The sequence below is a fragment of the Aquirufa lenticrescens genome, assembly GCF_019916085.1.
Classification (GTDB): Bacteria; Bacteroidota; Bacteroidia; order Cytophagales; family Spirosomataceae; genus Aquirufa; species Aquirufa lenticrescens.
In genome coordinates this window covers 1,369,750-1,382,469 of record NZ_CP049834.1, presented here as the reverse complement: position 1 = coordinate 1,382,469, position 12,720 = coordinate 1,369,750, and the positions used below count along the sequence as shown (strand labels likewise).

General features: G+C 47.7%; 11 protein-coding genes. 6 read left to right on the top strand and 5 right to left on the bottom strand.

What is annotated here, in order from left to right; genetic code table 11:
- Positions 1 to 19: 19 nt before the first annotated feature.
- Positions 20 to 475 carry a single-stranded DNA-binding protein gene (locus G9X62_RS06220; protein WP_130895755.1) on the top strand — a complete coding sequence of 152 codons (456 nt, stop codon included), beginning with the start codon at positions 20 to 22 and terminating at the stop codon, positions 473 to 475.
- Between the two features lie 77 nt (positions 476 to 552).
- A complete protein-coding gene (gene gldE / locus G9X62_RS06215; protein ID WP_223129880.1) occupies positions 553 to 1,902 on the top strand; it encodes a gliding motility-associated protein GldE in 1,350 nt (449 codons plus the stop codon).
- Here the strand turns inward: gldE and G9X62_RS06210 are convergent.
- The 3 genes from G9X62_RS06210 to G9X62_RS06200 form a co-directional block, all read right to left on the bottom strand.
- Complete coding sequence (locus G9X62_RS06210) at positions 1,899 to 4,175, bottom strand: ATP-dependent helicase (protein ID WP_223129879.1); 2,277 nt, start codon at positions 4,173 to 4,175, stop codon at positions 1,899 to 1,901. The genes gldE and G9X62_RS06210 overlap by 4 nt on opposite strands.
- A gap of 65 nt (positions 4,176 to 4,240) precedes the next feature.
- Positions 4,241 to 5,491: an acyltransferase family protein gene (locus tag G9X62_RS06205; protein WP_261345494.1), complete on the bottom strand. Its 1,251-nt coding sequence runs from the start codon at positions 5,489 to 5,491 to the stop codon at positions 4,241 to 4,243.
- Positions 5,475 to 6,287, bottom strand: a complete 813-nt coding sequence (locus G9X62_RS06200) for a DUF1684 domain-containing protein (RefSeq protein ID WP_223129878.1) — start codon at positions 6,285 to 6,287, stop codon at positions 5,475 to 5,477. Before G9X62_RS06200 ends, G9X62_RS06205 begins: the two co-directional genes overlap by 17 nt.
- Before the next feature lie 48 nt (positions 6,288 to 6,335).
- On the opposite strand from G9X62_RS06200, the gene G9X62_RS06195 reads away from it, so the two are divergent.
- A complete protein-coding gene (locus G9X62_RS06195; RefSeq protein ID WP_223129877.1) occupies positions 6,336 to 6,965 on the top strand; it encodes a 5-oxoprolinase subunit B family protein in 630 nt (209 codons plus the stop codon).
- Entirely contained in the window at positions 6,962 to 7,825 is an 864-nt protein-coding gene (locus G9X62_RS06190) for a 5-oxoprolinase subunit C family protein (protein ID WP_223129876.1), read from the top strand. Before G9X62_RS06195 ends, G9X62_RS06190 begins: the two co-directional genes overlap by 4 nt.
- On the opposite strand, the gene uvrB is transcribed toward G9X62_RS06190, so the two are convergent.
- Positions 7,796 to 9,814 carry an excinuclease ABC subunit UvrB gene (uvrB, locus tag G9X62_RS06185; RefSeq protein ID WP_130895749.1) on the bottom strand — a complete coding sequence of 673 codons (2,019 nt, stop codon included), beginning with the start codon at positions 9,812 to 9,814 and terminating at the stop codon, positions 7,796 to 7,798. The two genes, G9X62_RS06190 and uvrB, sit on opposite strands and share 30 nt — an antisense overlap.
- Before the next feature lie 72 nt (positions 9,815 to 9,886).
- Between uvrB and G9X62_RS06180 the strand changes: the two genes are divergently transcribed.
- Together G9X62_RS06180 and mazG are read left to right on the top strand one after the other, a co-directional pair.
- Positions 9,887 to 10,741 (top strand): glycoside hydrolase family 16 protein, encoded by an 855-nt coding sequence (locus G9X62_RS06180; protein WP_261345493.1) that lies wholly within the window; start codon positions 9,887 to 9,889, stop codon positions 10,739 to 10,741.
- A gap of 14 nt (positions 10,742 to 10,755) precedes the next feature.
- Positions 10,756 to 11,541, top strand: coding sequence for a nucleoside triphosphate pyrophosphohydrolase (mazG, locus tag G9X62_RS06175; protein WP_223129875.1), 786 nt, complete (start codon positions 10,756 to 10,758; stop codon positions 11,539 to 11,541).
- On the opposite strand, the gene G9X62_RS06170 is transcribed toward mazG, so the two are convergent.
- Positions 11,538 to 12,590: an aldose epimerase family protein gene (locus tag G9X62_RS06170; protein ID WP_261345492.1), complete on the bottom strand. Its 1,053-nt coding sequence runs from the start codon at positions 12,588 to 12,590 to the stop codon at positions 11,538 to 11,540. The two genes, mazG and G9X62_RS06170, sit on opposite strands and share 4 nt — an antisense overlap.
- Positions 12,591 to 12,720 lie beyond the last annotated feature (130 nt).

Below are 12,720 nucleotides of genomic sequence, written 5' to 3'. Positions count from 1 at the left end.
CTTTAAACGACAAATCATTATGGCTGGAGTAAACAAAGTTATTTTACTAGGAAATTTAGGTGCTGACCCAGAGGTTCGTGCCCTACCTAGCGGTGTAAAAGTGGCAAACATTAACATTGCGACCTCCGAGTCGTATACTGGAAAGGACGGACAAAGAGTAGACCAAACCGAATGGCACCGCGTAGAGCTTTGGGATAACCTAGCGAACATCGCAGAACAATATTTGAAGAAAGGAAACCAAGTCTATATCGAAGGAAAAATTCGTTCCGAAGAATGGCAAGATAAGAATGGCGCGACCGTGCGTGGTTACAAAGTGCGTGCGACGTCGATCAATCTAATTGGGGGCCGGAACGAAGGGTCGCCAGCGTCTGCTCCGGCAGCAGAAAGACCAAAGCCTGAAGCAGTTTTAGCGGGTGCTTCCAAGACGGATCCATTTCCGCCGATGATGGAAGAGGGGGACGATCTACCGTTTTAAATTTTTGTTACAAAAAAGGGGATATCGCATTTCGTATTCCCTTTTTTGTAAATTTGCATCGATCAGTTCACCCAAATATGGACCCAGACCCCTTACCCAATCTGTTTTTACTCGCCTTGGAGCCCTCCATTAGTGTGAGTTCAGTTGCGCTTATTTCCTTCGTTTTAGTGGCTCTATTGTTCCTTTCGGCTGTTTTAGCTGGATCGGAGGTAGCTTTCTTTTCCCTTAACGCGGACCAGCGTATCAGCCTTCGCGAAAGTGAGGTGAACAGCGAGAAAAAGGTGAGTCAATTACTCGATAAACCCCAACAATTACTGGCTACTTTGTTGATTTCCATCAACTTTGTCAATATTATTTTCATTACCCTAGCGAATTATTTAACCTCGATGGTCCTAGGTCAGCAGTCGATGGAGACCTTGCTGGTGACCTTGTTTTTATTGTTTGGGGTGACGTTTATCATTACGTTTTTTGGGGAATTGATTCCCAAAGTATGGGCGCAACAGAATAACCTGAACTTCGCCCGCTATTCCGCTCCATTAATAGGCTTCTTGAGTTTTGTATTTTCTCCGCTTTCCAAAGCCCTTTTAGGCATCTCTGGCCTAATCGAGAAACGCGTAAAGAAGAAATCGTATACGCTGACTTCGCAGGAATTGAATCAGGCGCTGGAAATTACGACGGATGAAAACACGAGTGATCGGGAGAAAGATATTTTACGGGGGATCCTGAATTTTGGGAATATCTCTGTGAAGTCTGTCATGCAGGCAAGACGCGACATTGTGGCCTTCGATACGAGCATGAATTTCCACGAATTGATGGACCTCATTAATAAGAATGGCTATTCGCGTGTTCCGGTATACAACGAAACCATCGACAAAATCGAGGGAATTTTATACATCAAAGATTTACTGAAGCACATCGATCAGGACGAGAAATTCGACTGGTTACCGCTTTTGCATAGTCCGTTTTTTGTACCGGAAAACAAGAAAATCGATGATTTACTCTACGATTTCCAAGAAAAACGCGTTCACATGGCGGTCATCGTGAACGAATACGGCGAGACCGAAGGGCTCGTAACAATGGAGGACATCATCGAGGAGATCGTGGGTGAAATCAATGACGAGTTCGATGAAGTCGAAGCCGATTATAAGAAAATAGCCGACAATATTTACGTGTTCGAGGCCAAGACCTCTTTGAATGATTTCTGTCGGGTGTTTGAGATCGAGGCAGCCTATTTCGAGAAGGCCAAAGGCGAAAGCGAAACATTGGCAGGATTGATTATCGAGCTTTTTGGTCGTATTCCGAGTGCTGGAGAGGAAATCGAATTCGAAGACTTCACCTTCAAGGTTCAATCCGTCGATACGCGCCGTATTAAAAAGGTGCGCGTAACACAACGTCTTTCAGCAGACCAAGACGATTCTCAGAATTAAGTTACGATCATTAGTTTCGCGAAGCTCAACAAGAGCGTCTTCTCGCCTACTCCTTTTTCAAAATCAATCACCGCTTTGCGTTCAGCACCATTGACTTCGATGCGTTTGATGAGGCCGAAACCGAATTTAGCGTGTTCGACTTTTTGGCCGGCTGCTAAGGCTAATGCATCTGTGGCCTGGAAGTTTGCTGAAACTACGTGTTGGTAATTCGTGTTTGTCGTAGGTTTTTGAATCAATTGGGCTGCTGACGGAGCTGGTTTTGCAGTAAAGCCCGTCTTTTGCACCGGGCGGAAACTAGATACTTCTTTGCGCGCGCCGGCGGGTTTCGCCATCTTCACAAAGTTCGGATCTAATTCATTCAAGAAGCGACTCGGCTCGCAGGCTTTCAATCGACCAAACTGGTAACGCGATTCCGCATATGAGATTTGTAATTTCTTCTCTGCCCGCGTGACAGCCACATAGAATAAGCGGCGCTCCTCTTCTAGGTCCTGCTGGGATTGCAACATCATTTGGGAAGGGAATAAATCTTCCTCTAATCCCACTAAGAAAACGCGGTTGAATTCCAGACCCTTCGCCGAGTGAATCGTCATCAAAGTCACCTTATCGCGGTCCGCCGGATCTTCATCCGCATCCGCATTTGTTAACAAAGAAACCGATTGCAAGAAGGTCGCTAGTGATTTGTCCTCGTTCTCCGGATTGTCCACAAAGGACTTAATGGCATTCAGTAATTCTTGTAAGTTTTGGTAGCGCGCAAGGCCCTCTACGGTCTTATCTTCATATAATTCGCGCAACAAACCCGACGCTTTCGCCACGTGGTTCGCCACCTCATAGGCATCTTTTTGTTCGACCTCCACCATCAATTTGAAGGACTTAATCAAATCTGAGAAAGCCTCGATCCCGGCACTTCCGCGAGCCGCCTGAAATTGGGAGATATTGGAAACCACGTCCCAAATAGGCACATTGTTCTCTGCCGCCGTCACCACGATTTTTGCGATGGTCGTGTCACCAATGCCGCGCTTAGGCAAGTTAATAATACGTTTGAATGCCTCCTCGTCGTTCTGGTTCACCGTAAAACGCAAATAACCGAGCACGTCTTTGATCTCCTTGCGTTGGTAGAAAGAAACGCCCCCGATGATGCGGTATTTGATGTTCAATCGACGTAAGGCCTCCTCAAATGAACGGGATTGGGCATTTGTGCGGTATAAAATGGCGAAATCAGACCAAGTTAAATTCTCTTTTTGAGCGGCTTCAAAAATCGCAGAAGCGATCATGCGGCCTTCCTCATTATCGCTGGAAGCTCGGATGATTTCGATGTCATCACCATCCTCATTCGAGGTGAAAACGTCTTTCTTTAATTGGTTTTTATTGCGAGAAATAATCGAATTCGCCACGGCGACGATGGCCTTCGTGGAACGGTAATTTTCCTCTAATTTAATGGTCACTAAATCCGAATAATCGCGCTCGAAGTTCAAGATATTCTGGATATCAGCGCCGCGGAAGGCATAAATGGACTGGGCATCATCCCCCACCACACAGATGTTGCGGTTCACGGCGGACAATTTCTTGGTAATCAAATATTGGGAAACGTTCGTATCCTGAAACTCATCCACCATCACGTGTTTGAACTTGTGTTGGTATTTATTCAATACGTCCAAATGGTCGCGGAAGAGGATGTTTGTTTGGAACAATAAATCATCGAAATCCATCGCGTTTGCAGCAAAGCAACGTGCGCAATAGAGCTGGTATAATTCGCCCATCGCCGGGATGCGCGCGAGGCGATCTTCTTCGGCTAAAATGGAAGAACCGGTGTATTGCGCCGGTCCGATCAAGCGGTTTTTCGCGTTAGAGATTCGGTTCAAGACCAAATTCACTTTGTACACTTTATCGTCTAAATTCTTCTCCTTGATCAGTGCACGGATCAGGGATTTCGAATCGTCTGTATCGTAAATAGAAAAGTTCGAGGTGTAGCCGAGGCGTTCGCCTTCGAAACGAAGAATTTTGGCAAAAATCGAGTGAAACGTACCCATCCAAATGTTCTTCGCTGCATTCCCAATCACCGTCTCAATCCGGTGACGCATCTCGCCCGCCGCCTTGTTCGTAAAGGTCAAGAGCAAGATTGCAAATGGATCCACGCCTTTCTCAATCAAATGCGCCGTACGGTAGGTCAGCACGCGGGTCTTTCCAGATCCGGCACCGGCGATGATCATCAAAGGACCATCAATATGTTCGACTGCTTTTCGTTGAGGCTCGTTCAGGCCAGCTAGGTAATCCATCTGTTTTGGGCTAATCAATTAGGGCTTCAAAAATACGTAATTTAGGCCGGATTTGCCCTATGAAATTATACTTTGTAATATCTTTTTCGGGCGTCAAAGAAGTACAAAATCACCGCCCAAATCAGCACATAAATCAGTGCTCCAGCCAGCGAGGCGTTCATCTTATCCGCAAAAAGCGGCTCGATTCCTTGTGAATAAATCCAAGATGTTAGGCCTTCGTCGCCTATTTTAATCATTCCCAAAACCCGCGGGATGATTCCCGAGAAGAAAAACACCAACATCGGGTTCATTCCGAAGATCAAAACCGGCTTCCAATAGCGATCGGCCATCATCCCCGAATGAACCGTCGCCTGCAAAACCGCGAGCAACAACAGATCCCAGCCTGCCGCTACCAACACATAGGAACTCGTCCACAAGGCCTTGTTGATGGGAAAATACCAACCCCAGACCGTGCCAGCCACCAGCGCAATCGCCCCTGCGGCAAACAAAATAGACGCCTTCGGACTAACCCCCTCCGGACTCCCTTGCAAATACCTCCCTGCAAACAAACCCGCTAGCCCCGTCGCCACCGCCGGCAGCGTACTCAGGATTCCCTCGGGATCCCAGGTTTTCGAAGTCGCCCACAAATGCCCTTCTAATAGGTAATTATCTAACCAAGCCGCTAGGTTTTTATTCACCTCCAAATTCGCCGCACCGATACCCGGCACTTCGACAAAATGCATCAAGGCCCAATAACCTGCTAGGCTCGCGATAAAAACTCCGATCTGCACACGCAAAGAAGTGTAAGCATGCAATAAACTCACCAACAAATACACCACCGCGATCCGTTGCAAGACCCCCGGAATGCGCACATGTTCAAAATCTTCAATCCCAGAGAAACATAAACCAATCAGCAGCACAAAAGCGCCCACGGCCACCCAAAACTGCCTCCGCAGCGGATAATCACCAAGAAAGGCAACCGTGGCTAATGCCATGGCGAGTAAACGCAATACTAGAGTGTAGTCGCCGGCTTTGATTTTGGAGAAAAAACTCAGCGACAAGCCTAATAAAAAGATGCGCAAGGCCCGCTTAAAAGTCTTTAACAATTGATCCTCTGATGGCTTCGACAAAACCGTCGAAATCCCCACGATAAACAGAAAGGACGGAAACACGAGATCCGTCAGCGTGTAGCCGTGCCATTCCGCGTGCTCGAGCGGCGCATAAATATGCCCCCAGTCGCCCGGATTGTTCACAATCGTCATCAGAATGACTGTGAGTCCGCGGAAAATGTCAATCGATAAAAGTCGTTTGTTCTCCATATTAGTGATGGCCCGCATTTTTTTCGCCCGCCGGAATGGCCACAGGTAATTTGTTCTCTTTCGTAGGTAATGGACAAGTCGCGAAAGGGGTGAACGCGCAAGGCGGATTATAGGCCTTATTGAAGTCCAAAGTCACCGTTCCATCCGGATTAAATCCTTTCGTATCCAAGAAACGGCCTCCTCCATAGGTAGACGTTTTATTGGTAGCATCGCCAAAAACGACAAAGAAATCCTCTTTCGTCTCCCCCGGACCCGCCTCAAGGCGATAGGTCTTCCCCTCCACCAGGAACTCCAATAAACCCGGAGAATCCTCTTGGTAGGATCGACCCGTGATGTCGATGATGGTCACTTTTTTGCCGACGGTGGGAATAAATTTGGCGTTGATTTTCCATTTAGCATCAGCAGGAAAATGATCAATTCCGTGGAATGCTTTCAGGTATTCCCCCTCCAAATCGCGCAGGCGAATCGCGTATTTATCGCCGCGTTTAATGATAAACCACCGTAGCGATTGATGACTAATTACTGTGCTTTTACCCTCCGGGGTGAAAATAACCTGATTATTATAAAGTACTTGATTATTTTGTAGAATGACCTTGCCTAAGGAAGCCTCCGCGTGCGGGAAGACAAAATCATTTGATTCCGCTCCGCCAATGGTGTTTTCGCCCTCTTTCAACCAAAACAATCCCGCTAGGTTTAACCAACCGGTTTCGGATTTGAGGCTGGCCTCTCTTTTGGCATAAAAACCGGTGTAATCCTCCTGAGAACGCGCTGTGAACGCTAACATCGTGAGGCACAAAAATAGGATCTTTTTCATAGCGGGATATTTGCCTAAAAATACTAAATTACCTTAGAAATATACCCTATGAACCCGCAAATCTACGAACTCGGCGACAGCGCACTGACGATTGAATTCGGCAACGAAATCAGCGAAAGCGTACACCAAGAGGTCATGAAGCGGTTTTATCAGTTTCAATCCTTTCCCTTACCCGGAACCTTGGATTTGATTCCAGCCTACGCGAGCCTCACGATTGTGTTTGACTTAGGAGTGGTGGCGAGCCGCTTTCAAGGTTTGGCGGGAATGAAAATGCTCATCGAAAATAAACTGGCTGAACCGTTTACGGCAATAATTCCGGAGGGGCGATTACATGAAATTCCCTGCGAATACAATGGTGCTGATTTAAGCTTTGTGGCGAAAAGCTGCGGACTTAGCGAGGCGGAAATCATCCGCATTCACAGCGAAAAAGAATACACCGTTTACTTCCTTGGCTTCCTCCCGGGATTCGCCTATATGGGGACCACGGACGAGCGCATTACCGTAGCTAGAAAATTGACGCCGGCTCCCATACAGAAGGGAGACATTGGATTAGCCGGCAACCAAACCGGCATCTACCCCAGCGCTTCTCCCGGCGGCTGGCAGATCATCGGTCGGACGACGGATATTCCACATTTCAGAGCGGGCGACCGCGTTCGTTTTATCCCCGTCCCCGTATGAAGCTGATCAAAAAAGGTTTATTGGATACGTGGCAGGGACTTCCCAGCTTCGGTTTGCAGCACGAGGGAATTCCTCCCGGTGGAGCGATGGACACCTTTTCCTTGCAGATTGCAAACGCGCTCGTGGGAAACGATTTGTATGATAAGGTACTAGAGATGCACTTCCCGAATGGTGTTTACCAGTTCGAGACGAGCACATTACTAGCGATTTGTGGTGCGGACTTCACGGCCTGTGTGGATAATATGGAAGTCCCCATGAACCAACCGATCAAAGTACCGCCGGGGGCCATTTTAAGCTGTAAAAAGCCGGTTTCAGGCCAAAGAGTTTACGTCGCCACCCGAACCTTACAAGACGAGCAGGTTTCCCGCGTAAAGATTTTGCCTTGGTCAATGAACCCAGAAAACGTGTTCACGGATGAGCCGATCAGGATTTTATGTGGACGGGAATGGGATCAGATTAAAGCCTGTTCGCAGCAGCTAGTTTTGAGTAAATCCTTTGCCATTTCGCCCACCTCGAATCGGATGGGATATCAATTAATTCAGGAACCGTTGAAGATACTGCCTTCGCAAAACCTGATATCTTCCGCGGTCACAGCCGGCACGATTCAACTGCTCCCTTCAGGTCAGATAGTGGTTTTAATGGCAGGACATCAGACGACGGGCGGCTACCCGCGTTTAGCACATGTGATTTCGGCGGATTTGCCCCGTTTAGCCCAAAAAGGCCCTGGCGACAGCCTCCGCATTACCCTAACCGATTCGATGACCGCAGAATATGAATGGATTCTAATGCAGAACTATTTACAACAAGTCCGGAATGTGTGTGCGCTGAAATTAGGTCAGCATCGATTCGATCACCACTAATTCGTCGCGTAAACGCGCGGCTAATGGGAAATCGAGGTCGCGCGCCGCTTTCTCCATCTCTTTGCGAATGGTTTCGGATTGCTTTTTCAGCTCCGCTGGCTTCATATAAGCTAATAATGGATCTGCCGCGACCGGCGCTTGATCCGGATGAATTGTGTAATTTTTCGTGGGTTTCGCCATCCGATCCGCGATGGAAGTTTGCTCCATAATCTCGTCGTGCGAACGCCAAATCGTTTTTGGCGTAATGCCGTGCTTCTCGTTATAGGCCATTTGGATGGCGCGGCGGCGATTCGTTTCCGAGATCGCGAGCTCCATCGAACCCGTAATTTTATCACCGTACATCAACACCTTGCCGTTTTCGTTACGCGCCGCACGACCAATGGTCTGAATCAGCGAGCGAATATCGCGCAAGAATCCTTCTTTGTCCGCATCCATAATGGCGACCAGAGAAACTTCCGGTAAGTCCAAACCTTCCCTTAATAGGTTCACCCCCACTAAGACGTCGATGACGCCCAGACGCAAATTGCGGAGGATTTCGACCCGTTCTAGGGTTTTCACTTCCGAGTGAATGTACTGGCATTTGATCCCCACGCGGTCGAGGTATTTCGACAGCTCTTCGGCCATCCGTTTGGTCAAGGTCGTAATTAAAACGCGTTCGTTTTTCTTGATGCGGTCGTAGACCTCTTCGAGTAAATTATCGATTTGGTTTTTCGTAGGACGCACCTCGATTAATGGGTCCAAAAGTCCGGTAGGGCGAATAATCTGTTCAACTACGACTCCTTCCGAGCGGCGTAATTCGTAATCGGATGGGGTGGCGGAGACGAAGATGGTTTGGCCAATGAGGTCTTCAAATTCATCAAATTTCAAAGGACGGTTGTCCATCGCTGAGGGTAAACGGAAACCGTATTCCACTAAGGATTCTTTGCGGGAGCGGTCGCCGCCATACATCGCGCGGATTTGGGGCATCGTGGCGTGGCTTTCGTCCACTACCATCAAGAAGTCGTCTGGGAAGAAGTCTAATAGGCAGAAAGGGCGCTGGCCGGATTTTCTTTGGTCAAAATACCGAGAATAATTCTCAATCCCCGAGCAATAGCCTAGCTCGCGCATCATTTCGAGATCAAACTCTGTCCGCTGTTTAATACGTTCTGCTTCCGTCAGGCGACCCTCGCGGCCGAAATAGGAGATCTGGTTCACTAAATCTTCCTGGATATGTGAGATCGCGTTGTTCAATGTTTCGCGACCCGTCACAAACAAGTTCGCCGGGAAAACGGCCACCATCGTCTCCGAAGAGATCTTCTTGCCCGTCCATGGATCGATGCGGTGAATCTCCTCGATCTCATCGCCAAAAAACACGAAGCGATACCCGAAGTCCGCGTAAGCCAAGAAAATATCCACCGTATCGCCTTTCACCCGGAAGGTTCCGCGCAAAAATTCGCCCTCCGTCCGAGCGTAGAGAATCTCCACCAAACGGAACAAAAACTGGTTGCGAGAGATAATGTCTCCCACGGCGACGCGCATAATGGAATTTCGGTATTCGTCCGGATTTCCCATACCGTAAATACAGGAAACGGAAGCGATCACAATAATGTCGCGGCGGCCAGACATCAACGAAGAGGTCGTCGCCAAACGTAACTTTTCAATCTCCTGGTTAATCGAGAGATCTTTTTCTATGTAGGTACCCGTGGAGGCGATAAAGGCCTCGGGCTGGTAATAATCGTAATAGGAGATGAAATACTCGACAGCATTCTCCGGAAAAAAGGACTTGAATTCCCCGTATAATTGGGCTGCTAGGGTTTTGTTATGGCTCAAAATCAGGGTCGGCCGGTTCACCTGCTGGATCACATTGGCGATCGTAAAGGTCTTTCCAGAACCGGTTACACCCAGCAAGGTTTGCGCGGCTTCTTCTTTGTTCACACCCTCGACTAATTGCCGAATCGCTTCCGGCTGATCACCGGTAGGCTTGTAAGAAGAAGTGAGTTTGAAATCCATCTCGAAATATACGAATAATGGAGAGGATAATTCGGGAGGAAATACTATTTTTGGCAAAAATCAAACCTCTCTATGTTAAGACTTGCACTCATCATCTTTAGCTTCGGCGCTATATCTTGTAAATCCGAAGAACCCGTTAAGCCTGCGATCGATATGACTAACTTTGTGGCTCCGCTACCCAAAGAATATACATTTGCGGCGACGCCTTTTTGGGCGGATGAATTCGAAAAAGACGGATTACCAGATCCTGCGAAATGGGGATATGATGTAGGAAATAGCGGCTGGGGCAATAATGAACTCCAAAACTATACCAACGCGAATATTAAAAATGCGCACATCGAGAATGGCATTTTGACGATCGAAGCCATTAAAGAGAAGCTAGGAACGAGTAATTACACCTCAGCGCGTTTAGTTACAAAAGGTAAAAATGACTTCTTATATGGTCGTATTGAGGCCAAAGCAAAGATTCCTGCTGGCCGTGGAAACTGGCCTGCGATCTGGATGCTAGCGAGTCAATCTGATTATGGTTCACAGTACTGGCCAGATAATGGCGAGATCGATATTTTAGAGCACGTGGGTTATGATCCAGGCGTGATTCATGCGAGTGTACATACAAAAGCCTATAACCACGTCATAGGTACTCAAAAAACCGCAACGACTACCTTGGACAAATGGGACACCGAATTCCACTTATTCCGCGTAGATTGGACACCAGATTATGTTCGTGCCTATATTGATGACAGACTTTATTTCGAATTCAAAAATCCAAAGGGCGGCTGGGAACAATGGCCTTTTGACAAGAAACAACATATCTTAATGAACTTAGCGATCGGTGGAAACTGGGGCGGACAGAAAGGCGTGGATGACACGATCTTCCCGAACAAATTCCAAATCGACTACATTCGCGTGTTTGCGCTAAACCCATAGTATTTATCCTTAGTATGAAATACCCCAAAGCCGCGGAGGCATTCGATCGTTTATTGGTCATCATGGACGACCTGCGGGAGAAATGCCCTTGGGACAAGAAGCAGACACTTGAATCGCTACGCCATTTAACCATCGAGGAGACTTACGAGCTGTCCGATGCGATTATGGAAAATGATTTAACCGAAATCCGCAAAGAGCTAGGCGATATTTTCTTACACCTTGTTTTCTACAGCAAAATCGGATCGGAGAAAGGGGCTTTCGATGTGAGCGACGTGTTGCACGGAGTTTGCGAAAAACTCATCAGTCGCCATCCGCATATTTATGGGGATGTGGTCGCTGAAACTGAGGAGCAGGTAAAGCAGAATTGGGAAGCTTTGAAGTTAAAAGAGGGAAACAAGTCCGTTTTAGGCGGCGTTCCCGGTTCGCTTCCAGCGCTCGTGAAGGCGATACGGATACAGGAAAAAGCGCGCGGTGCGGGTTTTGACTGGGAAGAAAAAGAGCAGGTGTGGGAGAAAGTGGAGGAAGAACTGGGCGAATTCAAAGAGACTTTTGTGGGTAAAGACCTCGATGCCGCGGGAAAAGCGGAGGCAGAGGGCGAACTGGGGGATTTGATCTTCAGTCTCGTGAACTTTGCTCGATTCATCGATATCAATCCTGAAACAGCCGTGGAGCGGACGAACAAAAAGTTCATCAAGCGCTTCCAGCACCTCGAAAAACGCGCGGCGGAGAATGGCCAGGCGCTTTCCGAGATGACTTTGGCAGAAATGGATATCTATTGGAACGAAGCGAAAACGCTTTAGTTCACGCTAAACTGATAGGCTGTTTTCGTTTTATATACCTCACCTGGGCGCAAAACCGTGCTCGGGAAGTTTGGCTGATTAGGTGAATCCGGGAAATGCTCGGTCTCTAAACACAATCCGTGACGCTTGGTGATTTGAACCCCGTATTTTCCCGTCAAATGTCCATCTAGGAAATTTCCCGTATAGAACTGTACCCCAGGCTGATCCGTAGATACGGTCATTTTACGTCCCGAAACTGGATCTTGCACTGTGGCTATTTTCGCATAAGATCCCGCCGGCTTGTCCAACGCCCAGCAATGATCATAGCCTCCGCCTAACACAATCTGCTCAGAGGAAGTGTCGTTTATGCGATCTCCCACCACCTGTGGTTTTGTAAAATCAAATGGCGTTCCTGCAACCGGCGCTAACACTCCTGTCGGAATCAACACCTTATTCACGGCTACTAAACGCGACGCATCAATCTGCACCTGTTGGTTCAAAATATCGCGTTTCGCGTTTCCGCTCAAATTAAAGTAGGAGTGATTGCTCAGGTTTAAAACCGTTGCTTTATCCGTTGTCGCCTCATAGGCGATGCTTATTTCGTTGTCTTCAGATAAGCTATAAGTCATCTTAACGCTCAAGTTACCAGGAAATCCTTCTTCCATGTCTTTGGAAACATAGGATAAGCTTAGGCTCTGCGCGGAGGCCGCTTCTACTTTCCACACTTTCTTATCAAAACCGATGAGGCCGCCGTGAAGGTGTTGGCCGTTATTTTGGGCAGCGAGGGTATATTCTTTGCCGTCCAGGGTAAATTTCCCATTTGCGATGCGGTTTCCGAAACGACCCACGATCGCTCCGAAATAGGGAGTGTCTTTGATGTATTCTTGTAAAGTCTCGAATCCGAGCACCACATCTTCCACTTTTCCATGGCGATCTGGCGTTAGGATTTTTTGGATGATGCCGCCGTAGTTCATGATGTGCACTTCCATGCCTTTGGCATTCTTTAAGGTATACAAGGTAACAGACTCGCCCGCAGGCGTTTGGCCGAAAGGTTTTCCGGGATTAGACATAGCAAATAGGTTTTGGGACAAGAAAAAAAGGGCTAAAAAGCAAAATTTCATAGGTTAACGAGGTTTGTGCGTTCAATTTACCACAAAAGATGGAAAATAAAATTATTCTTCGTAGCTTTGCACCCCAATT

What these genes read in the sequence shown, in the direction of transcription:
- G9X62_RS06180 (WP_261345493.1), top strand. Translation starts at nt 9,887, where the DNA reads ATGTTAAGACTTGCACTCATCATCTTTAGCTTCGGCGCTATATCTTGT.
- mazG (WP_223129875.1), top strand. Translation starts at nt 10,756, where the DNA reads ATGAAATACCCCAAAGCCGCGGAGGCATTCGATCGTTTATTGGTCATC.
- G9X62_RS06205 (WP_261345494.1), bottom strand. Translation starts at nt 5,491, where the DNA reads ATGCGGGCCATCACTAATATGGAGAACAAACGACTTTTATCGATTGAC.
- G9X62_RS06220 (WP_130895755.1), top strand. Translation starts at nt 20, where the DNA reads ATGGCTGGAGTAAACAAAGTTATTTTACTAGGAAATTTAGGTGCTGAC.
- G9X62_RS06195 (WP_223129877.1), top strand. Translation starts at nt 6,336, where the DNA reads ATGAACCCGCAAATCTACGAACTCGGCGACAGCGCACTGACGATTGAA.
- uvrB (WP_130895749.1), bottom strand. Translation starts at nt 9,814, where the DNA reads ATGGATTTCAAACTCACTTCTTCTTACAAGCCTACCGGTGATCAGCCG.
- G9X62_RS06190 (WP_223129876.1), top strand. Translation starts at nt 6,962, where the DNA reads ATGAAGCTGATCAAAAAAGGTTTATTGGATACGTGGCAGGGACTTCCC.
- gldE (WP_223129880.1), top strand. Translation starts at nt 553, where the DNA reads ATGGACCCAGACCCCTTACCCAATCTGTTTTTACTCGCCTTGGAGCCC.
- G9X62_RS06200 (WP_223129878.1), bottom strand. Translation starts at nt 6,287, where the DNA reads ATGAAAAAGATCCTATTTTTGTGCCTCACGATGTTAGCGTTCACAGCG.
- G9X62_RS06210 (WP_223129879.1), bottom strand. Translation starts at nt 4,175, where the DNA reads ATGGATTACCTAGCTGGCCTGAACGAGCCTCAACGAAAAGCAGTCGAA.
- G9X62_RS06170 (WP_261345492.1), bottom strand. Translation starts at nt 12,590, where the DNA reads ATGTCTAATCCCGGAAAACCTTTCGGCCAAACGCCTGCGGGCGAGTCT.